This is a genomic window from Salinicoccus siamensis, from assembly GCF_042429615.1.
Lineage (GTDB): Bacteria > Bacillota > Bacilli > Staphylococcales > Salinicoccaceae > Salinicoccus > Salinicoccus siamensis.
In genome coordinates, this window is the sequence record NZ_JBHMAH010000004.1 from 130,526 (window position 1) to 154,712 (window position 24,187).

Sequence of the window (24,187 nt, forward strand, 5' to 3'; positions counted from 1 at the left end):
AGGAGCGGCCATTTTACATATGTTGCCTATATTCTTTTATATAGTGTATCCATCAGATCATCCGAGTACTCGAAATAGCATTCCTTCAGGTCCTTATTTCCTTGGTCCCCATCAGATTGCGGCATGATATCCAATCGGATGAGGGGTTCATCTTCATCGAAGAACGGCAAAGTCTGTTCTGCATATTCATCAGTGAGTTTATTATAGATTTCAATGGCTTCTTCTTCACTTTCGTATGTCTTCTTTAGGACGTCCAATTCTTTTCCTGTACGTTCAATTCTGGATAGTTTTATATCGATCACTATAACGCCTCCTTCTACAAGCTTTATGCTTCTCTTATTGATGATAACAATTAAAAGGCTAAATGTGTATTAATAAGTTTTATATTACGAAAAGTGAAATAATTTATGATAGAATGAAATCGACAATTAATTATAAGGAGATGGATGACCGATTATGGATAAACAACTTGAAATGATGAAAAGTCTAACGGATGCAAACGGCATTTCCGGTTTTGAATATGATGTTAAGAACGTCATGAAAAAATATTTGGAGCCAGTCAGTGACGAGCTGATCCAAGACAACCTTGGAGGACTGTTCGGCAAACGAAATGCCAAAAATGGTTCGCGCACATTGCTTATTGGTGGGCATCTCGACGAAATCGGCTTCATGGTGACGCAGATAGATGATAATGGCTTCATCAAATTCACACCGATCGGTGGCTGGTGGAACCAGGTCATGCTTTCTCAAAGGATGAATGTGGTGACTGAAACGGGAGTACTGACAGGGGTCATCGGTTCCAAACCACCTCATGTATTATCTCCAGAAGCAAGAAAGAAACCTGTTGATATGAAGGAGATGTTCATAGACATCGGCGTCGCTTCAAAAGAAGAAGCAGAATCAGCAGGGGTCAAAGTCGGGGACATGATTACACCTCACTGCGAATTCACAGAGATGGCGAACAAGGATTATCTGCTGGCAAAAGCATGGGATAACCGGTTCGGCTGTGGTGTAGCCATTGAAGTTCTGGAGTCTTTGAAGGATGAAGATCTGGACATCAATGTTGTCAGCGGGGCCACAGTACAGGAAGAAGTTGGCCTGAGGGGTGCCAAAGTGGCAGCGAACAAAGTGAAGCCGGACCTTGCGATTGCAGTCGATGTCGGCATTTCCTGGGATACACCAGGTATGAGCGAAAAGGATGGCACCGGAAAGATGGGCGATGGCCCGCTTGTTCTGCTACTTGACGGTTCAAATATCGGACATGTCGGCTTCAGGCGCCACGTAGAGAAATTGGCTAAAGAAAAAGATATACCAGTTCAGTGGTCGGCGATTACTGGCGGAGGGACAGATTCAGGCGCATTCCATGTATCCAACGAAGGTGTGCCGTCAATCTCCATAGGTGTACCGCTCCGCTATATGCATTCGAATGTTTCGATTCTGAACAGGAATGACTACAATAATGCCGTCCGTCTCGTGACCGAAATCGTCCGGTCACTAAATGATGACGCTGTGGAGGAAATCATTTGGTAGCATCAACATTCATCGGCTCAAAAGATAATAAGCGCATCAAGGATCTCAAGAAACTGCAGATGAAAAAATACCGCAAAAAGGAAGGACGTTTCCTGATTGAAGGGGAGCATCTGGTTGAAGAAGCCGTCAGATACCATCAGACACTCCACACTCTGATACTCTTAGAAGGATACGATCCTACTATGCAGATACCTGAGGGAACGGAGATGCTCAGCGTCAGCCGGGCTGTAATGAAAACCTTATCCACCCTGGATACGCCGCCAGGGGTCATGGCGGCTGTGTCCTATGTGGCTCCGGAAGTGGGGGAGGACAATACGCTGCTCCTTGACGGTGTACAAGATCCCGGCAACTTGGGGACGTTGATCCGTTCAGCGGATGCTTTTGGATTCAAGCACATCATTTTATCTCATGATACGGTGGATCCATTCAGCGACAAGGTATTAAGGAGTACGCAAGGCAGCCTCTTTCACATCCATCTTGAAACAGCAGAGCCTACGACTGCAGTCAATGCATTCCAGGGTATTGTGATGGGAACTGCCATCGACGGTGCAGTACTGCTCGATGATACGCCTTCACCTGAGGCGTCCGTTATGGTGGTGCTTGGCAATGAAGGGCGTGGCGTTTCAGAAGAAGTGCTTTCATTGGTCGACCAGAAACTGAAGATAGGCATGCCCGGCGATAGTGAGAGTCTGAATGTGGCGGTTGCCGGGAGTATCATTATGCATCATTTCAAAGCTTGATTTTTCGATAGTTTGATTTATAATGATTTTATAAGATGAATACGATGCTTCAGATGAAGCCGGACATAAATGATCTATAATTCCGAAACAGGGAGCGCAGCACATGGACTGGAATGCTGGGTACGGATGGGATCAGGGTTCACCTGGCAGATGGAGCAATGGGTCAATCCCTTATCTTTCCATAAGCGTCTGTATTGTCATGCAGAAAATCAGGTGGTACCGCGGAAACTCCGTCCTTTGATGAAGGGCGGGGTTTTTATTATATTTTAGGAGTGAAATGATGGATACATCAGAAATAGGGCGAGTTAAGGAATCATTCGATCAGGCTGTGGCCCATATAGAAGATCTAAAGAGTCTACAGCAGTTGAAGGTGGAATACTTAGGTAAAAAAGGCAAAGTGACAGGGCTCATGAAGGAAATGAAGAACTTGTCCAAAGAGGAGCGCCCTCAATTTGGGGCAGCAGTGAATGAAACACGCAACCACATAACAGAAATCATCGGACAGAAGACCCAAGCACTCGAAGCTGAAGCGCTTGAGGCTAAATTATCGGAAGAGGCGATTGATGTTACGCTGCCAGGACGCGATTTTAGTCTGGGCAGTCCACACCCCCTCAGCTTGATCATTGAAAATATCGAGGATTTCTTCATAGGACTCGGCTATGAAATTGCAGAAGGGTATGAAGTGGAAACCGACTATTATAATTTTGAAGCGCTCAACTTGCCGAAATCACACCCTGCACGCGACATGCAGGATAGCTTTTATATTTCTGAGGAGATGTTGCTCAGAACACATACTTCACCTGTCCAGGCGCGCACGATGGAATCCCGGGCAGGAAAGGGTCCGGTCAAGATAATCTGTCCCGGGAAAGTTTATCGTCGGGATAGTGATGACGCGACGCATAGTCACCAATTTACTCAGATTGAAGGCCTGGTGGTCGATAAGAATATTCATATGAGTGATTTGAAGGGCACTTTGGAGCTTTTTGCCAAGGAAATCTTTGGGGAAGAGCGTGAAATACGCCTTCGCCCAAGTTATTTTCCATTTACAGAACCTAGTGTAGAAGTCGATATCTCCTGCTTCAAATGCAAGGGTGACGGATGCAATGTATGTAAGTATACTGGTTGGATAGAAATACTCGGGGCAGGGATGGTTCATCCTAATGTCCTTGAAATGGCTGGCTTTGACTCCAATGAATACTCGGGCTTCGCTTTTGGCATGGGGCCTGATAGGATAGCTATGCTGAAACACGGTATAGAAGACATCAGACACTTCTATACAAATGATTTGAGGTTCATCAATCAGTTCAAAGTGACAGAAGATGGTGGTGCAAAGAATGAAAGTATCTAAGGAATGGTTGCAGGAGTTCATACAACTTGATGTTCCTGCGGAAGAATTGGCTGAGAAGATTACACGCGGCGGTATCGAAGTCGACGAACTGAAGGATTATACGGCAGAAATCAAAAACCTGGTGGTCGGCCATGTCCAATCAGTCGAGCAGCATCCTGAGGCAGATCGCCTTAAGGTATGTCAAGTCGATACAGGGGATGGAATCCACCAGATAATATGCGGGGCTCCTAATGTAGTTGCCGATTCCTATGTCATTGTCTGTAAAGTCGGCGGCAGACTCCCTGGCGGTGTGAAGATTAAGCGGGCAAAACTACGCGGTGAAGCCTCGGAAGGAATGATATGTTCGCTTGAGGAGCTTGGGATCAATGAAGATCAGGTCCCGTCGGAATATCGTGATGGAATCTTCATTTTTAAAGAGGAGAAAACGGCCGGCGAAGACGCACTTCAGGCATTGTGCCTCGATGATCACGTCATGGAATTCGACTTGACCCCAAACCGCAAGGACGCCCTCAGCATGATAGGTGTCGCCTATGAAGCGCGTGCTCTATTCGGCGGGGAGGTTTCACTCCCTGAATACAATATTGATGATGCGCATCTTGGTGATGACGAATTGAGCGTCGATAATGAAGATTTTCAGGCAGTCCCTTACTATGCTGCCCGAGTGGTCGAAGACGTAAAAGTTCACCCTTCACCTGTCTGGATGCAGATACGTCTGATCAAGGCAGGTTTCCGTCCGATCAACAATATCGTCGACATATCCAACTATGTGCTGCTTGAATTCGGACAGCCATTGCATATGTTCGACCGTCAACAGATTGGCTCGGATAAGATTGTGACGCGCTACGCCAAGGAAAACGAAAAGATGACGACTCTGGATGGTAAAAAACAGACACTCAAGCAGAGTGATATCGTTGTAACCAATGGCAATGAGCCAATTGCCCTGGCCGGTGTTATGGGTGGCGCATTTTCTGAAGTCACGGAGAACACGACCGACGTCGTCATCGAATCGGCAGTCTTTGATTCATTATCCGTGCGTATGACAAGCAATCGCCTGAACTTGCGCAGTGAAGCATCATCGCGTTTTGAGAAGAGTGTTTCCCATGAATTTGTACGGAAGGCACTTGACCGCGCAGCTTATCTCCTGCAGAAATATGCAGGCGGTAAAGTGACGTCAAAAGTCATCTCAGCAGGTGAACTGGATGTAGAAGATTCCACGATAGAAATTACAGGGGACTACATCAATAATCGGTTAGGTATGGATCTGACCGTCAAAGAGATTACCGATGTTCTAGGTAAGCTGGGGCTTGTTGCCTCGGAAAAAGAAGGGGTATTGACGGTATCGATACCGTCAAGGCGCGATGACTTGAAGATTAAAGCAGACATCACGGAGGAAATTGCAAGAATATACGGTTATGATGCTTTGCCGAGCTCACTCCCCGAGTATTCGAAGATTACTCCAGGGCAATTGACGGATATCCAGAAAAAGGTCCGAATCATAAGACACCAACTGGAATCGCTTGGTTTATCGCAGGCGGTCAACTATGCGCTGACAAGCCGTAGTCAAGCCGGACAATTTACGGAAGTCAACGAAACATTGGACCTTCTGATGCCAATGAGTGAAGATCACGCGGTGTTGCGCACCAGTCTGGTGCCTCATCTTATTGATAATGCGGTATATAACAGCAATCGCCAACAAAAAGACGTCCAACTGTATGAAATGGGCAGAATATTCATCCCGCGCGGAGAAGCAGAACTCCCGTTGGAAAAAGAAATGCTTGCTGGTATAGTGACAGGTGATATGCACCGTACAGATTGGCTTGGTGTCAAAGTACCTGCAGATTTCTATGCAGCCAAAGGCATCGTGGAGACGGTGTTTGAGAAACTCGGCATGTCTGCACATATCACCTATCGATCGTCTTCCCGATTGAGCGAGATGCACCCCGGCAGAACAGCAGACATCATTCTCGAGAATGATACTGTCATTGGATTCGTAGGTGAAGTCCACCCTGCGTATGCGAATGAGAATGATTTGGATGGTGCTGCAGTATTTGAAATCAGCATGGGTGAATTGCTTGAGAAAGCACAAGGGGATATCATCTATCAGCAGTTGTCGAAGTATCCGTCCATTACACGGGACATCGCGCTGGTGGTCCCTTCTGAGACACATGCTGGAGATCTGGTTCAGACAGTCCGGAAAACAGCTGGAAAATACCTTCATGATGTCTTTGTCTTTGACGTGTATGAAGGTGAACGCCTGGAGGCAGGGAATAAATCAATCGCTTTGAGACTCGTTTACCTGAATAAAGAGGAAACACTGACCGATGCGGAAGTGGAAGCATCCTACGACCCGGTTGTACAGGCACTGGAAGCACAAGGTGCACATATCAGATGATAAATGAAGATGCCTATGGCGGACGATGTCGCCATAGGCATCTTTAATCTTTTGAAATGCACTATACAAATAATGCCGTCAGCCATGATTTTTGCTGTTCATCAGGTCGATGACCTTTTGACGTGATTTGAAGTGTTTTTTGGTGATGGCATCGAGGTACTCCAAGCCATGCTTCTTTGCAAGCTTGGCAGCGAAGACATCGGTTTTGTTGCTTGCGCCACGCGGCACCTCTGCTTTTAGGTTACGGTTCAGGTTCTCCATCTGTTCCAGGTATTTGCTGCGTGCCAGTATGCTTGCACAGGCTACCGCGATGGATTTGGATTCCGCTTTTGTTTCCTGGTATATCAAATCTTCACGGAAAGGATGGGGGACGTATTTCTGATATGCATTTTCAGATGTGAACTGGTCGATTACAATGGCTTCCAATGCCTCTTTCCAGTCATCCCTCATTTTTTCATGGACATTTCTGATGCAGTGGTCGTGGAGTACTGCCTTAAGTTTGACTATGTTCCATCCCTGATCAATCTTTTCATTGTAGGAAGGATTATCGAGTATTACAAGGGAGTACGGGACGATATGTATGATGTCGCCTGCGATTTTCCTGACTGTGCTGTTGCTTAAGTTCTTGGAGTCCCTTACGCCAAGTTCTTTGAGGAGTGCGACTTTATCCTTCGGAACATAGGCTGCGCAGACTGTCATCGGTCCAAAGTAGTCGCCGACCCCTGCTTCATCGCTGCCGATCGTATTCATAGTGTCATAGTTCATGGCTATCCTACCTTTATGTTTTTTCTTATGCATATACTTGTATAAGATTGGTTACATAAGTATAATAAATTAATGATAACATATGGGAACCGAAATTTTTACGGGGAGGCAATGTCAGATGGCAGAATATAAAAACCGCATTGCTGTCGAAATCAATGATCAACAATATACTTTAGTTGGGGAAGAGGACCCTCAGCATATTCGTTATGTAGCGAGGCTCGTCGATGAGAAGATCCAGGAAATTGGAGCGAAGAATGCAGGTTTGGATACAACGCGAAAGGCAGTACTCACAGCAGTGAACGTTATGGATGAGTATGTCAAATTGCTTGAGAAGCACCAGGCGTTGATAGAAGAGATGGAAGAGCAGGGTAAATGATATCATGACACTCATACTGCTGATACTTCTGATTGCAGGAATGGTGATAGGATACAGAAGAGGAATGGTCCTTCAACTGCTCCACTTGATTGGAACACTCTCTGCCATCATCATCTCCGCTAAAAACTATGAGAAGCTGGCTGCACGCTTCGATATGGTGATGCCCTACCCTTCAACTTCCGACACGCTTACCAATCCCCTTATGCCGGAATTGGCGAATGCTGAATATGCGTTTTATAATATGACCGCTTTTTTCATTATCTTCATCATCTCCAAAATCATCATCCAACTTATCGTCAGCGCATTCGATTACCTGCAGCAGATTAGTGTGTTCGGTATAGTTGGTGATATAGTGGGTACTTTGCTCGGCCTTATAGAAATGGTCTATATACTGGCGGTTTTCTTGACGATGATCGCCTTAGTGCCGCTCGATTTCATCGAAACGATGGTAGGGGAGTCCGGTTTGGCTCAATTCCTGCTGGACAACACATTTATCCTTTCCGAAAAATTCATAGAATGGTTACAGAGTGAGTCATAGGAATATGGCTCTTTTTTAGGAGGTAGACATGACTAAGAAGGACATAATCAATCTGCTTGAGACCATAGGGACCTACATGGAATTGGCACTGGAAAACCCGTTTAAGGTCTCTGCCTACCGCAAGGCTGCAAGTACTATAGAGCGGGATCCAAGGACACTTTCTGAAATCGAAGACTTCTCAGAGCTGAAAGGTATAGGTAAAGGGGTCAATGAAGTTATTGAAGAGTATGTGAATACCGGCCGTTCCACTACGCTCGAAGATCTGAAGTCGACTGTTCCAGCATCACTGATCCAGCTGCTGCATCTCCCGACACTTGGGGCTAAGAAAGTGGCGAAACTGCACAAAGAGCTTGGTGTAACTACTTTGGAAGGACTGAGGACGGAATGCGAGGCCGGCAATGTCAGCGCTTTGGACGGTTTCGGGAAAAAGACTGAAGAAAACATCATCAAAGGAATTGATGACATGCTTACGCGTCCTGAACGTCATCCCATTGAAACAATTCAGAAATTTAAAGCGATGATTACGGATGCTTTGACAGAATTGGAAGGAGTCAAGCGGTTTGATATTGCTGGCAGTGCGCGACGTTATAAGGAAATGAGCAAGGACTTGGATTTTATCGTGGAAGCAGATGACTTAAAGCAGGTTACGGAGACATTTTTGGAACTACCGTTCATAAAAGAGGTGGTCGCCAGGGGCGATCGTAAGCTCTCTGTAGTCGCCGAGTATGATTTAGACCAGATCAATGTCGATATCCGTTTTACAACACCTGGTGCGTACCATACTACACTGCACCATTTTACCGGGTCTAAGGAGCATAATGTGAGGATGAGGCAGATCGCCAAATCACGGGGGGAGAAAATCAGTGAGTATGGCATCGAAAAAAATGGTGAGATGCTCACATTCTCTTCTGAAGAAGATCTGTTCAATCATTTCGAGCTCCCTTATATCCCTCCGGCGATGCGCGAATCAGGCGAAGAGATGGATATGGCTATGAATGAAATTGTGGCCCCGGAAGATATTCGAAGTGATTTGCATATGCATACCGTATACAGTGATGGGGCCCATTCGATTTCTGAAATGGTCGAAGCGTGCATTGATAAGGGGTACGAATATATGGTCATCACAGATCACTCGAAGAGCCTTAAAGTCGCAAATGGACTGGATGAAAAAAGGCTCAGAAAACAGATTGAAGAAGTGGAAAGCCTGCGGCCGAAATATCCAGAGATAGATATTTACACCGGCACCGAGATGGATATATTAAAAGATGGCACCCTCGACTTTGATGATGATATACTCAGTGAATTGGATTATGTCATCGCTGCCATCCATTCCAGTTTCCAACAGACTGAAGAACAGATCATGGAGCGTCTCGAAGCAGCGTGCGACAATCCATACGTCAGACACATCGCGCATCCCACCGGACGACTCATTGGAAAAAGAGACGGTTATGCCGTTAATATGGAACGGTTGATCAAAAAGGCGAAAGAAACGGGGACAGTGCTCGAAGTGAACGCGAACCCAAGGCGTTTGGATTTATCTTCCGACGTGATACGCCATTCCGGCCTGATGTTGACAGTCAACACAGACGCCCACCATACAGATCACTTGGATTTTATGGAATTTGGGGTCGCTACGCTGCAAAAAGGTCTGGTGAAAAAAGACCAGGTGCTCAATACGTTCACAAGGGAAAGGTTCAGGGAATGGATCAAAAATGGAAAACAGAGGTTTTAACATGAATGAAAGAACAATAAAAACTTTAGAGTTCGATAAAATACTCGCTGAGTTGGAGAATCTGGCCGAGAGTGAGAAGACAAAGCAAGCGATCAGTGAGGACATCATATCCACCGATATAGAAGTCATCCGTCAGATGATCGATGAGGTTGATGATGCGTCCACGATGCTGAGGTACCGGGCAGTAGAACTTTCAGGCATCACTGATATCAAACGTCATCTGAAACGTGCGGAGATAGGTAGCATGCTCGGCGTCGCAGAATTGAATGAAATCCGGATGATGCTGAACCGTAAACATACGCTTGAGGGCGTGTTCGATGAGTTTGAAGCGGATGAGATCAGCCTTGTGCATCTGCCGGCTTATATAAACGGGCTTCCCGACATCCATTTCCTATACCGTAGAATATCCGAGACATGTGATGCCCACCAGGTTTTGGACCATGCATCGGAAGCCCTTCTTAGAATCCGCCGCAAAATCAAGGCGGAAGAAGGCAAAATAAGAGAACGCCTAAATGATATCATTCGCGGCAACAATCAGAAGAAGCTTTCGGACAACCTCATCACAATGCGCAATAACCGTTATGTCGTACCTGTAAAGGCGGAACATCAAGGGGATTTCAATGGCATTGTGCATGATATATCGGCGAGTGGCCAAACTGTCTATATGGAGCCCATGCTTGTCGTTCAGATGACAAATCAGATCCAGCACTTGAAGGATGAGGAACAATCTGAAGTGGAACGTATCCTCTATGCATTGTCTGCTGAAGTCGCAACAGTCAGCAGTGAATTATCCATGACCGATGATGCACTCCATCATATTGATCTGGTGTTCGCCAAAGCGCGTTACGGTAAAAGCATCAATGGTACAAAACCTGATATCATGACTGAGGGTGGTATTTATCTGCCCGCAGCATTCCATCCGTCCATCCCGGCAGATGAAGTGGTGAAGAATGATATCATAATGGATGATGAAACGCGTGCTGTGATCATAACGGGACCGAATACCGGCGGTAAGACAGTCACACTGAAGACACTTGGTCTGAGCGTGCTTATGGCCCAGTCCGGCATACCCATACCAGCGAGGGACGGCAGCCGTCTAAAGCTGTTCCGTAAGGTATTCAGTGACATCGGGGATGAGCAATCCATCGAACAGTCTCTTTCGACGTTTTCAAGTCATATGACGAATATCACCGGGATACTCGAAGAAGCGGATGGGGAAAGTCTTGTAGTCCTTGATGAATTAGGGGCGGGGACAGACCCTGAAGAAGGGGCGGCCCTGGCCATCAGCATCTTGGAATATCTGCTTTCAAAGCAGTCGACCATAGTAGCGACAACGCACTATCCTCAATTAAAGTCGTTCAGCTATACACGGGAAGATACCATTAATGCAAGTGTAGAGTTCGATGTGGAGACGCTCTCCCCGACATATCGTCTTCTCATGGGGATCCCCGGCAAGTCCAATGCTTTTGAGATATCCAATAAACTCGGTTTGGAAGAGAGTGTCATTGAGCGGGCACGGGCCCTTGCCGGACGCGACTCGGAAGATGTCAATGAAATGATTACAGCACTTGAGAGGCATACGAAGACTGCCAGGGCAAATGAGGAGGAGACTGCGCGGCTTCTGAAGGAAACTGAACAGCTTCATGCTGAACTGGATGCATATATGGAAAGTCATGAAGAATATAAAGAAAAGATCAGAAAAGAGGCGCGCGAATCAGCCAACCGCATCATCAAACAGGCAGAAGCGCGCGCAGAGACTGTCATCCAAACCCTTGAGAACATGAAGCAACGCGGTGCGGATATACAGGAACATGAAATGATAGAACAGAAAAAACAATTGTCTGACAGTTATCATCAGGAGGATATCCGTAAGAAGGAGCGCGCTAAGGAAAAAGAGCGCATCGAACGCGGAGACGAAGTGGATGTCTTGTCCTATGGCCAAAAGGGTGAAGTGCTTGAAGCGGATGATGACTCCGTCACTGTACAGATGGGTATCATCAAAATGAAGGTGGGCCTCGATGAGGTCAAGAAGAGGAAGAAGGAAAAGCAACAGCAGCGTACCGTATCACGCCGGGTAGGGAAAACACCGGTGAAGAGGGAGCTTGACCTGAGGGGGGAACGCTATGAAGAAGCGCTCCAGAAACTCGATCGTTATCTTGACCAGGTCCTGCTCTCCAATTACAATGAAGTTGAAATCATTCATGGGAAGGGGACCGGTGCGCTGCAAAAAGGTGTGCAGCAGTTCCTTAAATCCCATTCCAAAGTGAAATCCTTTAGGGGTGGCATGCCTGGTGAAGGTGGCTTCGGTGTAACGATCGTTGAGATGAAGTAGGTGGTCTGATGGATAATTTTGATATGTATAAACTCGCCAAAGTGCTGATTGTGATTGGTGTCATCATGTTTTTGGGTGGCATTGTCTATTTAGCTTTTTTGGCCTAGGCAGTAAAATTGAGCATGCTGAAAGTGCATGATATAATCAACTCATAATTCAACTTATTGGAGGAATTTCAAATGGCAATAATCGAAGTGAACGACCAGAATTTCAAACAAGAAGTAAACAGCGGCGTTAAATTGGTGGATTTCTGGGCACCATGGTGCGGACCTTGTAAAATGATTGCACCTGTACTCGAAGAAGTGGCCCAAGAAGTGGATGGCAAAGCAGACATCGCCAAACTTAACGTTGATGATAACCAGGCTACAGCAAGCGAATATGAAGTCATGAGCATTCCGACGCTCATCCTGTTCAAAGATGGGGAGCCTGTAGATAAAGTCGTTGGTTTCCAACCAAAAGAACAGCTTGTAGCACTTATTGAAAAACACGCATAATGAATGAGCCGCCCTCTGAGGCGGCTTTTTTATCATTTAATTCAACATGAGGGATGATTATGGAAGAACTTAAATTGAAATTGTCCGTCCTGCCGACTGAACCGGGCTGTTATCTGATGAAAGACCGTCATGGCATCGTGATCTACGTCGGCAAGGCGAAAAATCTCCGCAATAGGGTCAAATCCTATTTTTCCGGGGCCCATGATGAGAAAACGATGCGTCTTGTAAAAGAAATCGAAGATTTCGATTTCATAGTAACCAATTCCGAAGTCGAATCACTGCTGCTTGAACTCAACCTCATCAAGAAGCATTACCCAAGGTTCAATATACTCCTGAAAGATGATAAGAGTTATCCCTTTATCAAAATCACAAAGGAGAGACATCCTAAACTTATCGTCACCCGTACAGTCAAGCCATCTTCCGGTACTTATTTCGGACCTTATCCCAATGCCTACAGTGCACATGAGACAAAAAAGTTGCTCGATAGGATCTACCCGCTCAGGAAATGTAATACGATGCCGGATCGACTGTGCCTTTATTATCACATCGGCCAATGTCTCGGACCTTGTGTCTACGATGTCAGTCAGGACCAATATAAAGAGATGATTGATGGCATAACCCGCTTCCTTAATGGAGACACCAAACAGATAACGGACGAATTGAAGGATAAGATGCAGAAAGCTTCCGAAGACCTGGAGTTTGAACAGGCCAAGGAATACAGGGATCTGCTTGGACATATAGAAGCTACAATGAACAAGCAGAAGATGATGACCAAGGACATGACTGCACGCGACTGCTTCGGTTACAGCATATCCAAAGGATGGATGGCAGTATCCGTATTATTGATAAGAAATGGCAACCTCATTGAGAAGAAAGCAGATATGTTCGCAATAAATGATGAGCCGCAGGAAGAATTTTTCAGGTATATCGCCCAATTCTATGATGTGAAATCCAATCTGTTGCCAAAAGAAGTCCATATACCGAGTCATCTGGAGCATGAAGTCATTGCAGAGTATCTGCCTGTCAGTGTCATACAGCCCAAACGGGGTCAAAAGCGCGAAATGGTCGATCTTGCAACGAAGAATGCCGAGATAGCACTCAGCAATAAATTCGAGATGATTGAAAAAGATGAGGCCAGAACCGTAAAGGCGATAGAGAAACTTGGGGAAGCGCTCAATATCGAAACGCCTGTACGCATAGAAGCCTTCGACAACTCGAATATACAAGGTGTCGACCCGGTCAGCGTCATGGTGGCCTTTGTCGATGGGAAGCCGAGCAAGAAGGATTACCGGAAATATAAAATAAGGACCGTCACCCAGCCCGATGACTATGCTTCCATGGCTGAAGCAGTCAGAAGACGCTACACACGTGTTCTTAGAGAAGGATTACCATTGCCCGATCTACTTATTGTAGATGGCGGCGTGGGTCACATGAACACCGTCAAATCCGTACTCCTTGATGAATTGTCATTGGATATCCCAGTAGCGGGGCTGGCCAAAAATGACAAACACAAGACGGCTGAGCTCCTCTACGGCGATGATGCATCAATCATACCGCTTAAAAAGAATTCACAGGAATTCTACCTTCTGCAAAGGATACAAGACGAGGTGCACAGGTTCGCAATCAGCTTCCACCGCAACACAAGGAGGAAGACATCCGTCACCTCCCGATTGGATGGCATTGAAGGTGTTGGACCGAAACGCAAACAAAAACTACTGAGCCATTTCGGTTCAATTAAACGGATGAGTGAGAAGGAAGTAACGGATTTTACTGAGATAGGCATACCGGCGCCGATTGCAAAACGTATTTTGGAAACACTGAAAGACTGAACAGCAACACTCGAACGGTCATGATCTTTTTTAGGCAACCCATCAAGTCGCCTTGATTTATATAATTCTTGAGAGTAAAATGGTGGTTGTATAAACTTATTTCATTGGAGAGTTAGGGGGGAATTCGAGTGTCAAAACAAGATTCAAGTTTTGCGATCAGGCGGCTTCATTCGTTGCTGGGTGTAATTCCGCTAGGTGTATTCCTTATTCAGCACCTGGTCGTCAACCACTTTGCAACACGGAGTGAAGAAGCGTTCAACACTGCAGCCGGGTTCATGGCGAGTCTGCCTTTTGTTCTGTTTTTGGAGATTTTCATAATTTATCTTCCAATCCTGTTTCATGGTGTCTACGGTATCTACATCGCTTTCACTGCAAAGTATAATATAGGCGGAAAAGGCTATGGCTTCCACAGTACATACAGAAACTGGCTGTTTGCACTTCAAAGGATCAGTGGTGTGATTGCATTCATCTTCATCGCAATCCACGTGTTCCAGACAAGGGTACAAGTATTTTTTGGAGCGGAGGTCAATTTCGACCTGGTACATCAGATTGTAAATAACCCAGCATGGCTGGTGTTCTATATCGTCGGAATCATTGCGACTGTATATCACTTCGCCAATGGCCTATGGGCATTCATGATCACATGGGGCTTCACGCAATCTGATAGATCACAGCGCGTGATGAGCTATGTATCAGCGGTCATCTTCGTGGTGGTCAGCTTCATCGGCGTTCAAGCAATATTGGCATTTATCTAATTAAGGAGTGGAAAGAATGGCTAATGACAAAATTATCGTTGTCGGGGGCGGGCTTGCCGGTCTTATGGCGACGATCAAAGCGGCTGAAACAGGAGCTGAAGTAGACCTGTTTTCTATAGTGCCAGTGAAACGTTCTCACTCCGTATGTGCTCAAGGTGGCATCAATGGAGCAGTCAACACCAAGGGTGAAGGCGACTCTCCAGCGATCCACTTTGATGACACAGTGTACGGTGGAGACTTCCTGGCCAACCAACCACCAGTCAAAGCGATGACTGATGCAGCGCCGGATATAATCCATCTGCTGGACCGCATGGGGGTCATGTTCAACAGGACAAACGAAGGATTACTTGATTTCCGACGTTTTGGGGGCACACTCCACCACCGGACGGCTTATGCCGGTGCAACGACTGGACAACAGTTGCTGTACGCCCTGGATGAGCAGGTCAGGAAGTTTGAAGTAGATGGCCTCGTCAATAAATACGAAGGCTGGGAATTTCTTGGAGTCGTCCTTGACGATGAAGGACGTGCGCGTGGAATTACTGCACAGCAGATAACGAGTGCAGAAATTCAGACATTCAAGTCTGATGCAGTCATAATGGCGACAGGCGGCCCTGGAATCATCTTTGGGAAATCGACGAACTCCATGATCAACACTGGTTCTGCAGCTTCAGTCGTTTATCAGCAAGGTGCAGTATATGCAAATGGCGAGTTCATCCAGATCCACCCGACCGCAATACCTGGAGATGATAAACTCAGGTTGATGAGTGAGTCGGCCAGGGGAGAAGGGGGACGCATCTGGACTTATAAAGATGGCAAACCTTGGTACTTCCTGGAAGAGAAGTATCCAGATTACGGAAACCTTGTGCCAAGGGACGTCGCCACACGTGAAATCTTCGATGTGTGCGTCAACCAGAAGCTCGGCATCAATGGGGAAAACATGGTTTACCTCGACTTATCACATAAGGATCCACATGAGCTCGATGTTAAATTGGGGGGGATCATAGAAATTTACGAGAAATTCACAGGTGATGATCCACGTAAAGTACCGATGAAGATATTCCCGGCAGTCCACTACTCAATGGGTGGCCTGTATGTCGACTACGACCAGATGACCAACATCCCTGGACTCTTCGCTGCAGGAGAATGTGATTATTCACAGCACGGCGGCAATAGGCTCGGAGCGAATTCCCTCCTGTCGGCGATATACGGCGGAACAGTAGCCGGGCCTAATGCGATAGAATACGTCAGAGGTCTCGAAACCACATATGAAGATCTTGATGATTCCCTCTATGAGAAATATGCCAAGATGGCACAGGAAGATTTCGATGCCATCATGAGCATGGACGGTGATGAAAACGCTTATGTCATCCACAAGGAGCTCGGTGAACTCATGACGGATAACGTAACTGTTGTCCGCCACAACGATAAGCTCCTTGAAACGGATAAAAAGATCGTTGAGCTCATGGAACGCTATCAGCGCATAAATATCAACGATACGAAGAAGTGGAGTAACCAAGCTGCCTTCTTCACTCGCCAATTATGGAACATGTTGGTACTTGCACGTGTCATCACGATCGGTGCATACAACAGAAACGAATCCCGCGGTGCCCATTACAAACCTGAATTCCCAGAACGTAATGATGAAGAGTGGCTGAGGACGACCAAGGCATACTTCGAAGGCCCGAAAGAGGCCCCTCGATTCGAGTATGAAGAAGTGGATGTCAGTCTGATTCCACCGCGTAAGAGGGATTATACTAAAAAAAGCTAGAAAGGAGTGCGGAGATAGATGAGTGAGAAAAAGATAAAATTTTCAATAAAACGTCAGGAAAACAAAGAATCCCAATCTTATTGGGAAGAGTTTGAAGTACCTTACCGTGAGAATATGAACGTCATAAGTGCTCTGATGGAAATCCAGCGGAACCCTGTTAATGTTAAAGGTGAGCGCACCACTCCTGTCACTTGGGATATGAACTGTCTTGAGGAAGTATGTGGCGCCTGTTCAATGGTCATCAATGGCGGTGCGCGCCAATCTTGTACTGCATTGGTCGATCAGTTGGATCAGCCGATCAAGCTTGAACCAATGTCCACATTCCCGGTTGTCAAAGACTTGCAGGTCGACCGGTCATTCATGTTCGATAGTCTGAAACGTGTCAAGGCATGGGTTCCAATCGATGGAACATATGATCTTGGTCCTGGACCACGCATGCCTGAAAAGAAACGTCAGACTGCGTATGAACTGTCAAAATGTATGACATGCGGTGTATGCCTGGAAGTATGCCCTAACGTCAATGACAGCTCCCAATTCATGGGTGCTGCCCCAATCAGCCAAGTCAGACTGTTCAACCTCCACCCGACAGGGAGCATGAACAAGAACGAGAGGCTGGATGCATTGATGGGCGTAGGTGGAGTTGCCGAGTGTGGCATGGCGCAGAACTGTGTCAAAGCATGCCCGAAAGGCATTCCATTGACTACATCAATCGCAGCAATGCAGCGGGAAACAAACTTCCATATGTTCAAATCCTTCTTCGGAAGCGATCATGAAGTAGAATAATATTGAAATAGGAGGAGCACTGCTTCTCCTATTTTTTTATTTTCAATTACGATATAATGAAATAAATCAGCAGGAAGGACTGTGGATAATGAGTGATAAGGAAGCAATCATCTCCATAGAAAAGTCAATCAGATACATATCTGTTCATGTGAAAAGCCATGGCAGGGAAATACTTAAAGAGTATGAGATTTCGCCACTGCAGTTCGTGGCGCTTCAATGGGTGGATGATAAGGTCGGCATTACGATAGGTGAGTTGTCAAACAGATTGTATTTGGCGCATTCAACGACGACTGATATCGTGGATAAGCTTGAAAATGGCGCATTCGTCAAGAGACAGAAATATGAAAAGGACAAACGTATCGTTCTGGTGCTCATGCAGGATAAAGGACGGGAAGTCATAAAAGAAGTCATCAATAAGCGGATATCCTATATCTCTGATATCACTTCACATCTGACTGAGGAAGAGAAAAGTATGCTGCCGGATGTCCTTGAATCAATACTCGATGAGAGTGAACGAAGAAGTGATGGATAGGCCGATTGGAGTCATGGATTCTGGTGTTGGGGGCCTTACAGTAGTAAGGGAGGTCATCAGGCAGCTGCCGAATGAATCCATTATATATCTTGGGGACTTGAACAGGTGCCCCTACGGTGATAGGCCAATGGAACAGGTCAGAAGATACACGATAGAAGTCGCAGATGTCCTTGTGGCGCGTGGTATAAAAATGCTTATAGTGGCGTGTAACACAGCTACTGCAGCTGCTCTCGACATATTGAGGGAGAGATACACGATTCCGGTGGTCGGTGTGATCGGGCCCGGGGCGCGCAGTGCAATCCAAAGCAGCAATAACCAGAATGTCATTGTGCTTGCAACGAATGGTACAGTCGACTCCGGCGCCTACCCTGAAGCCATCCGGCGCATCAACCGTAAATTCAATGTGGAAAGTACAGCTTGTCCGAAGCTGGTTCCTCTAGTCGAGGAACTGCGCTATAAAGATAAGGTTGTGGTACGGGTCGTCCTTCATCAGACATTGAAGCATCTACACAGCTCCAAGGCAGACACAATCATCCTTGGCTGTACGCATTATCCACTGCTGGCGGATGAGATATTTGATTATTTTTCCGGTAGAAAAAAAGTCATCGACTCGGGGCATGAAACAGCGCGAGAAACGAGTTCAATACTCACCGCGCTTAAGGCACATACGCCATCGCAATCTGAACCGACCTATACCATGATCGTCAATGGTAAGACGGAACGATTCGAATATATTCTGAAGGATTGGATGCCTTTCCTCGATTATGAAATTGAACAGATTACACTTGAGGAGGAGACTCAATGAAAATCGTTATAGCTACAGGCAACAAAGGGAAAATCAGAGACTTCAAGACAATATTTTCAGATGTGGAAGTAATCGGAATCAAGGAACTGCTCCCGGATTTTGAGGTGGAGGAGACAGAAGATACATTCGAGGGGAATGCTGTACTGAAGGCTGAATCAGCCTCCAAGGCACTTGGTCTGCCAGTCATCAGTGATGACTCAGGTCTATGCGTCGATGCCCTTGATGGAGCCCCCGGCGTATATTCTGCCAGATATGCAGGGTTAGGGGCGAGCGATGAAGATAACAACCGTAAATTGCTGGCAGCCTTGACGGATGTTGAAAATCGATCAGCAAGATTCGTCTGTGTCATTGCACTGGCGATTCCTGGCAGAGATACGAGGAGCTATGTTGGACAACTGCACGGGGAAATATTGGAATCCTCGGCTGGAGAGGGTGGCTTCGGCTATGATCCGCTATTTAAGACACTGCAGGGGGAACACTTGGGGATGATTAGCACAGAACAAAAAGGGGAAATAAGTCATAGAAGAAAGGCCTTGGAGAAATTGAAGCATGATGCTTCAGCATTTGAGATTTTGTTAAACCATGATGGGGGTGCAGATAAATGAAGATATTGATTGTAAGTGATAATCACGGAGAAAAAAATATCGTATATGATGCATTCGGCAGAAACAGTGGTAGTTTGAACATTCATCTGGGCGACAGCGAGTTTGAATATGATGACACTGAGATGCGCCACTTCGAACGTGTCGGGGGGAATGTCGATACGGATTCACGTTATCCTGTGGAAGGGTACGATGAAGCATCCGGAATTTTCTATAGCCATGGACATTATTACGGTATAAAGAAGGATCGGGGCAAGCTTGCATCGCGAGCGCGTGAATATGGCGCCAGTTATGCTTTATATGGACATTCCCATATTGCAAAAGCTGAAAAAGTAAATGGTGTCTATTGCATCAATCCTGGCAGCATATCACTTTCAAAAGGGGAGATGCCTGAATCCTATGCCGTTTTAGACACAGATAATAATGTCGTGACATTTCTTGGGCGTGACCATAAAGTGTTGAAGGAAACAGATCTTAACAATCTATAGGGATCCGGTGCTTGAGCGTATTGAGTATCATAGCGCTAGATATCGAAGTTTTAAATAGAAGAATCGCTGGTTGGGAGGAGAGACCATGAACATTCTTTATTTCGATGATGATTGCATCATCTGCAATCGATTTGCAAAATTCATCACTACTCTGGACCGGCAAGATAAAGTGCGGTTCCAATCCATCAAAACATTGGATACCGTCATGCCGGAAGAAGTCGATTCACTTATTTATTATTCCGATGACATCTATATATATTCGGATGCAGTGATTGAAGTGCTCGCCGACACGACTGGTTTTAAATCGGTCAAATTAATGAAGGTCATCCCCGTATGCTGGAGAAATGCATTGTATAAATTGGTTGCCGCCAATCGCCACCGCGTAAACAGGGGGGAATCATGTACAATAGATCCGGATGTGCGCAGCAAGATTGTTAAATCCACGAAATGAAGCCGTTATGCAAAGGAGTGCAGAAAGATGATCATCACCGTAGATTCTGAAATAGAATTGAGAGCCCTAGCTCCAAAAGAGAATGAAATGGTCTATAAAGCAATAGATGAGAACAGAGGGCACTTGAGAAAGTGGCTCGCGTGGGTTGATTATATGACAAGCGCAGCCGATTACATAGAAATCATCCAGATATGGCAAAATGCGATAGATGAAGGAAGCGGTATGCAGCTCGGAATTTTCTATCGCGGCAGTTTCGTAGGGATGTGCGGATATAATGAAATCTTTTCCATGAGCCATAGGGGACAAATAGGCTATTGGATAGTGAAGGAAGCGGAGGGTAGAGGAATAGTGAGCCGTTCTGTCGAGGCCCTCATCCAATACGGGTTTGAAGTGGTCGATTTGAATCGGATAGAGATCATATGTGGCGTCTTCAATTACCGTAGCCGGGCGTTGCCGGAATCACTCGGATTCGTCAAAGAGGGGGTCATGAAAGAGTATGAATATCTATATGACCATTTTCACGACTGTATAATTTACCGCCAGTTGAAAGCGGAATATGAGGATTGGAAAAGTCTGCTTTGATTGTGTAATAAAACATCAATAGTTTTAAAAATAAGTTTGACTTTTATCGTCACGATTGATTATAATGGTACTTGTCTGATTAAGTCCTGGTAGCTCAGTCGGATAGAGCAATGGCCTTCTAAGCCATCGGTCGGGGGTTCGAATCCCTCCCAGGATGCTAAAAAACCCCGCTCTGGGGTTTTTCTTTTTTATGATATCTTGTCCCAGTAGCTCAGTAGGATAGAGCGACAGCCTCCTAAGCTGTAGGTCGGGGGTTCGAATCCCTCCTGGGACGTCCATACCCTTCATATTATTGAAGGGTATTTTTATTTTACAAATTAACAGACGAAATATAGAATAAATGTGAATAAGGAAAGGAAGGTTCATGATGAGTAAGTTCGACGAGCAGATCCTCGTCGTATCAAGGCAACAGATCTTCAAAGGTGAAACTGATGCATTCAATGGGTTCATCAGCAAAGAGGATCCGAGATACGGCCGTATATTATCTGCATTCAATGACTATAAAGTGAAGCGACGCGGTGATATGGAAGAAAATCCTACCTATAAGCAACTGATCAGCTACGCAGTCATCACTGCAGGGGAGGAGACATTGGTTTATAAGCGCCTTGAAGGTGGGGGCGAAGACCGTCTGCATGGCCTCCTGTCCATTGGAGTAGGTGGCCATATGAATGATGTGCCAGAGGCCGAGGCGATCAATGAAAAATTATTCATCAACGCGGCAAGGGAACTGGAGGAAGAAGTCGGACTCCAAGAAGACGCACTTGAAGATATTGAAATCATGGGCCTGATCAATGACGACGAGGAAGAAGTCGGCAAAGTACATATCGGTATCGTCTTCAAAGTTGAAGTGGATAAGGACAAAGTACATGCCAAGGAAGAGGATACTTTGGAACTGGTATGGAAGGACAGGAATCTCCTCCCAAAAATGAATCCATACGAATCATGGAGTGAACTGATCATCAGGGATGCTTATGGACAATAACATCCTGTCGCACAGACGTTTCCAAAAAAAGATGGAGCAGGATCTGCATGCTCTATATGAACAAGGGAACGCCCAGGGTTTCATTATGCGCTTTAAAGAGTACGAGCGTCATCACCCAGCAAGTACAACTCTTACCGAGTATTTCTACAAATCACTCGGTGATGAAGGTCGATATGATGATATCATCGATTATTCCTTGATTCAGATGAATGAAGGGTTTGGAAATTACGATCTGCATATGAAAAACCTTCTGGAGGCACTGCTCAGCCAAGGCAGATACTATGAAGTCATAGAATTCTCAGATCAGCTCATGCAGGAAGAGCTTCCACAGGAATTCCGCATAGAAGTTGCCGCATTGCGTCATAGAGCCAAAAAAGCATTGGATGATAAGGAAGTGCGTCCCGACGAATCGTATGATGAAACATACCAGGATATGGATGAAGAAAGCTTCTGTGAGATGCCATTGCATGCTAGGCTAGACTTTTTGAAGCATCTTATGGACACTGGGGACGAGAGTTACAGGGTGCTTATCAAAAATGTGCTTGCCTCAGAACAAAATCCTGAGACCATTACATTCATGTTGCTGTACCTGAAGATGTGCGGGGAGGACCAGGCGGTGCGGTTCTACAAGATGGGGTCAGAAGAAGAGGCCATACCAACGTTGCTTCCAGATATCGAAGAGACGGAAATGTATGTCAAAGTACGCAACGATGTGCTGGAACACTTAGAAGACAGGATGCCTGAATTCGCTGAAGCAGCCGATTCGATGTTGATTGCACATATAATAGGCGTCTATCCACTCGACTTGCCTTATGATCATGAAAATTTGGCGGACGCTTATCTGCATGAGCTACTCAGGATGGTCAACGTGGACAGTGGGACCGAACCCACACCTGAGGTCCTTGATTGGGTACGTTCAATCGAACGCCTCATGTCACCATCTGATTGAACAAATCAAATGTTGGATATAAAAAAGTGATATGTTATACTATACTGGTTAATTGAAATTATGGACTAACGGAGGAATATGATTATGACTCAGAAGTGGGAAAAACAAGAGGGTAACGAAGGCATTCTTACAGTTACTGTACCAGCAAAAGAAGTGGACGGTGCTCTCGATGAAGCATTTAAAAAAGTATCCAAAGAAGTGAGCATGCCTGGATTCAGGAAAGGTAAAGTACCGCGTCAAATGTTCGAGAAACGTTTTGGTGTAGAATCCCTTTATCAGGATGCATTGGATATACTGCTTCCTAAAGCGTATACAGAGGCAGTTCAGGAAGCGGACATCAATCCAGTTGATCAGCCGGAAGTCGATGTAGAGCAGATGGAAAAAGGACAGGACCTAATCTTCAGCGCGAAAGTTACTGTTGAACCAGAAGTCAAGCTCGGTGAATATAAAGGACTGGAAGCGGAAGAACTTGATACTGAAGTTACTGACGAAGATGTTCAAAAAGAAATTGATAACATGCTGGAAGCACATGCTGACATGGTCGTTAAAGAAGAAGGTTCAGTTGAAAACGGAGATGTCGTAAACCTTGATTTCGATGGCTACGTTGATGGTGAGCAGTTCGAAGGCGGCAAAGCAGACGGCTATGAACTGGAAGTCGGTTCAGGCAGCTTCATCCCTGGCTTTGAAGAACAGGTGGTGGGCATGTCCCTAGAAGAGGAGAAAGATGTCAACGTCACTTTCCCTGAAGAGTACCACGCAGAGGAGCTTGCTGGTAAAGAAGCCGTCTTCAAAGTTAAAGTAAACAGCATCAAATCTAAAGAAATCCCAGAACTTGATGATGAACTCGTCAAAGAACTTGACCAGGATGTAGAAACGGTCGACGCTTTGAAGGAGAAACTTGAAAAAGACCTCAAAGAAGCCAAAGAGAACGAAGCGGATGTAACCATGAAGGAACAGCTTATCGAACAAGCATCCGAAAATGCTGAAATCGATGTACCTGAAGCAATGGTCAAGACAGAAACAGACCGTATGCTCCAAGAATTCGAACAACGCCTTTCTCAGCAAGGCATCAACATGGAAATGTACCAGCAGCTTTCTGGTCAGGATGAAGATGCACTGCGCGAGCAGATGAAAGATGATGCAGAGAAACGTGTACGCACGAATCTTGTCCTAAAGCAGATCTCCATCGATGAAAACATCGAAGTTGAAGAGGCAGACATGGACAAGGAGCTCGAAAAAATGAGTGAACAGTTCGGCATCAGCGTAGAAGACATCAAGTCCACTCTTGGCGATCTATCAATGCTTAAAGATGACCTTAAAATACAAAAAGCAATCGATGTACTCGTAGATAACCGTAAACAGAAATAGAATCAAAAGATTATAAGGGTGAGCTCTGCAACATAAAGTTGTGGGG

Annotated in this window: 24 protein-coding genes and 2 tRNA genes; 24 read left to right on the forward strand and 2 right to left on the reverse strand. The window is 45.7% G+C overall.

Annotation, left to right across the window (positions count from 1 at the left end; translation table 11 throughout):
• Nucleotides 1-26: 26 nt before the first annotated feature.
• A complete protein-coding gene (locus tag ACFFLE_RS01365) occupies nucleotides 27-302 on the reverse strand; it encodes a hypothetical protein (protein WP_380569388.1) in 276 nt (91 codons plus the stop codon).
• Nucleotides 303-456: 154 nt separating this feature from the next.
• On the opposite strand from ACFFLE_RS01365, the gene ACFFLE_RS01370 reads away from it, so the two are divergent.
• The 4 genes from ACFFLE_RS01370 (at nucleotide 457) to pheT (ending at nucleotide 6,010) form a co-directional block, all read left to right on the forward strand.
• Nucleotides 457-1,530, forward strand: a complete 1,074-nt coding sequence (locus ACFFLE_RS01370) for a M42 family metallopeptidase (protein WP_380569389.1) — start codon at nucleotides 457-459, stop codon at nucleotides 1,528-1,530.
• Nucleotides 1,524-2,270: a TrmH family RNA methyltransferase gene (locus ACFFLE_RS01375; RefSeq protein WP_380569390.1), complete on the forward strand. Its 747-nt coding sequence runs from the start codon at nucleotides 1,524-1,526 to the stop codon at nucleotides 2,268-2,270. Before ACFFLE_RS01370 ends, ACFFLE_RS01375 begins: the two co-directional genes overlap by 7 nt.
• 280 nt (nucleotides 2,271-2,550) lie before the next feature.
• Nucleotides 2,551-3,618 (forward strand): phenylalanine--tRNA ligase subunit alpha, encoded by a 1,068-nt coding sequence (gene pheS / locus ACFFLE_RS01380; protein ID WP_380569391.1) that lies wholly within the window; start codon nucleotides 2,551-2,553, stop codon nucleotides 3,616-3,618.
• The gene (gene pheT / locus ACFFLE_RS01385; RefSeq protein WP_380569392.1) at nucleotides 3,605-6,010 is read left to right on the forward strand and encodes a phenylalanine--tRNA ligase subunit beta; all 2,406 of its coding nucleotides are present in this window, start codon (nucleotides 3,605-3,607) and stop codon (nucleotides 6,008-6,010) included. Before pheS ends, pheT begins: the two co-directional genes overlap by 14 nt.
• 78 nt (nucleotides 6,011-6,088) lie before the next feature.
• On the opposite strand, the gene rnhC is transcribed toward pheT, so the two are convergent.
• On the reverse strand, nucleotides 6,089-6,775 hold the full coding sequence (gene rnhC, locus ACFFLE_RS01390) for a ribonuclease HIII (RefSeq protein WP_380569393.1): 687 nt from the start codon (nucleotides 6,773-6,775) through the stop codon (nucleotides 6,089-6,091).
• Nucleotides 6,776-6,893: 118 nt separating this feature from the next.
• On the opposite strand from rnhC, the gene zapA reads away from it, so the two are divergent.
• From zapA to tig, 20 genes are all read left to right on the forward strand, one after another.
• Entirely contained in the window at nucleotides 6,894-7,151 is a 258-nt protein-coding gene (gene zapA / locus ACFFLE_RS01395; RefSeq protein ID WP_344702723.1) for a cell division protein ZapA, read from the forward strand.
• Nucleotides 7,152-7,155: 4 nt separating this feature from the next.
• The gene (locus ACFFLE_RS01400) at nucleotides 7,156-7,689 is read left to right on the forward strand and encodes a CvpA family protein (protein WP_380569394.1); all 534 of its coding nucleotides are present in this window, start codon (nucleotides 7,156-7,158) and stop codon (nucleotides 7,687-7,689) included.
• Between the two features lie 28 nt (nucleotides 7,690-7,717).
• Entirely contained in the window at nucleotides 7,718-9,421 is a 1,704-nt protein-coding gene (gene polX / locus ACFFLE_RS01405; protein WP_380569395.1) for a DNA polymerase/3'-5' exonuclease PolX, read from the forward strand.
• 1 nt (nucleotide 9,422) lies between these two features.
• Entirely contained in the window at nucleotides 9,423-11,753 is a 2,331-nt protein-coding gene (locus ACFFLE_RS01410) for an endonuclease MutS2 (protein WP_380569396.1), read from the forward strand.
• A 179-nt stretch (nucleotides 11,754-11,932) separates the two neighbouring features.
• A complete protein-coding gene (gene trxA / locus ACFFLE_RS01415; protein ID WP_344702731.1) occupies nucleotides 11,933-12,247 on the forward strand; it encodes a thioredoxin in 315 nt (104 codons plus the stop codon).
• A 59-nt stretch (nucleotides 12,248-12,306) separates the two neighbouring features.
• Complete coding sequence (gene uvrC / locus ACFFLE_RS01420) at nucleotides 12,307-14,076, forward strand: excinuclease ABC subunit UvrC (RefSeq protein WP_380569397.1); 1,770 nt, start codon at nucleotides 12,307-12,309, stop codon at nucleotides 14,074-14,076.
• A gap of 128 nt (nucleotides 14,077-14,204) precedes the next feature.
• Nucleotides 14,205-14,831 carry a succinate dehydrogenase cytochrome b558 subunit gene (locus ACFFLE_RS01425; RefSeq protein ID WP_380569398.1) on the forward strand — a complete coding sequence of 209 codons (627 nt, stop codon included), beginning with the start codon at nucleotides 14,205-14,207 and terminating at the stop codon, nucleotides 14,829-14,831.
• Between the two features lie 16 nt (nucleotides 14,832-14,847).
• The gene (sdhA, locus tag ACFFLE_RS01430) at nucleotides 14,848-16,599 is read left to right on the forward strand and encodes a succinate dehydrogenase flavoprotein subunit (protein ID WP_380569399.1); all 1,752 of its coding nucleotides are present in this window, start codon (nucleotides 14,848-14,850) and stop codon (nucleotides 16,597-16,599) included.
• 18 nt (nucleotides 16,600-16,617) lie between these two features.
• Nucleotides 16,618-17,382, forward strand: coding sequence for a succinate dehydrogenase iron-sulfur subunit (gene sdhB / locus ACFFLE_RS01435; RefSeq protein WP_380569400.1), 765 nt, complete (start codon nucleotides 16,618-16,620; stop codon nucleotides 17,380-17,382).
• A gap of 88 nt (nucleotides 17,383-17,470) precedes the next feature.
• Entirely contained in the window at nucleotides 17,471-17,914 is a 444-nt protein-coding gene (locus ACFFLE_RS01440) for a MarR family winged helix-turn-helix transcriptional regulator (RefSeq protein ID WP_380569401.1), read from the forward strand.
• Nucleotides 17,907-18,719 (forward strand): glutamate racemase, encoded by an 813-nt coding sequence (gene racE, locus ACFFLE_RS01445; protein ID WP_380569623.1) that lies wholly within the window; start codon nucleotides 17,907-17,909, stop codon nucleotides 18,717-18,719. The genes ACFFLE_RS01440 and racE overlap by 8 nt, the downstream gene beginning before the upstream one ends.
• Nucleotides 18,716-19,324 (forward strand): XTP/dITP diphosphatase, encoded by a 609-nt coding sequence (locus ACFFLE_RS01450; RefSeq protein ID WP_380569402.1) that lies wholly within the window; start codon nucleotides 18,716-18,718, stop codon nucleotides 19,322-19,324. Before racE ends, ACFFLE_RS01450 begins: the two co-directional genes overlap by 4 nt.
• Nucleotides 19,321-19,809: a YfcE family phosphodiesterase gene (locus ACFFLE_RS01455; RefSeq protein WP_380569403.1), complete on the forward strand. Its 489-nt coding sequence runs from the start codon at nucleotides 19,321-19,323 to the stop codon at nucleotides 19,807-19,809. Before ACFFLE_RS01450 ends, ACFFLE_RS01455 begins: the two co-directional genes overlap by 4 nt.
• Nucleotides 19,810-19,894: 85 nt before the next feature.
• Nucleotides 19,895-20,260 (forward strand): thiol-disulfide oxidoreductase DCC family protein, encoded by a 366-nt coding sequence (locus ACFFLE_RS01460; protein ID WP_380569404.1) that lies wholly within the window; start codon nucleotides 19,895-19,897, stop codon nucleotides 20,258-20,260.
• Nucleotides 20,261-20,287: 27 nt separating this feature from the next.
• Nucleotides 20,288-20,842 carry a GNAT family N-acetyltransferase gene (locus ACFFLE_RS01465; protein ID WP_380569405.1) on the forward strand — a complete coding sequence of 185 codons (555 nt, stop codon included), beginning with the start codon at nucleotides 20,288-20,290 and terminating at the stop codon, nucleotides 20,840-20,842.
• 83 nt (nucleotides 20,843-20,925) lie between these two features.
• A tRNA-Arg gene (locus ACFFLE_RS01470) sits at nucleotides 20,926-20,999 on the forward strand.
• Nucleotides 21,000-21,042: 43 nt separating this feature from the next.
• A tRNA-Arg gene (locus ACFFLE_RS01475) sits at nucleotides 21,043-21,116 on the forward strand.
• A gap of 93 nt (nucleotides 21,117-21,209) precedes the next feature.
• Nucleotides 21,210-21,824: an NUDIX domain-containing protein gene (locus tag ACFFLE_RS01480; protein WP_380569406.1), complete on the forward strand. Its 615-nt coding sequence runs from the start codon at nucleotides 21,210-21,212 to the stop codon at nucleotides 21,822-21,824.
• Nucleotides 21,814-22,773, forward strand: coding sequence for a hypothetical protein (locus tag ACFFLE_RS01485; RefSeq protein ID WP_380569407.1), 960 nt, complete (start codon nucleotides 21,814-21,816; stop codon nucleotides 22,771-22,773). The genes ACFFLE_RS01480 and ACFFLE_RS01485 overlap by 11 nt, the downstream gene beginning before the upstream one ends.
• 84 nt (nucleotides 22,774-22,857) lie before the next feature.
• Nucleotides 22,858-24,141: a trigger factor gene (gene tig / locus ACFFLE_RS01490; RefSeq protein ID WP_380569408.1), complete on the forward strand. Its 1,284-nt coding sequence runs from the start codon at nucleotides 22,858-22,860 to the stop codon at nucleotides 24,139-24,141.
• Nucleotides 24,142-24,187: the final 46 nt, after the last annotated feature.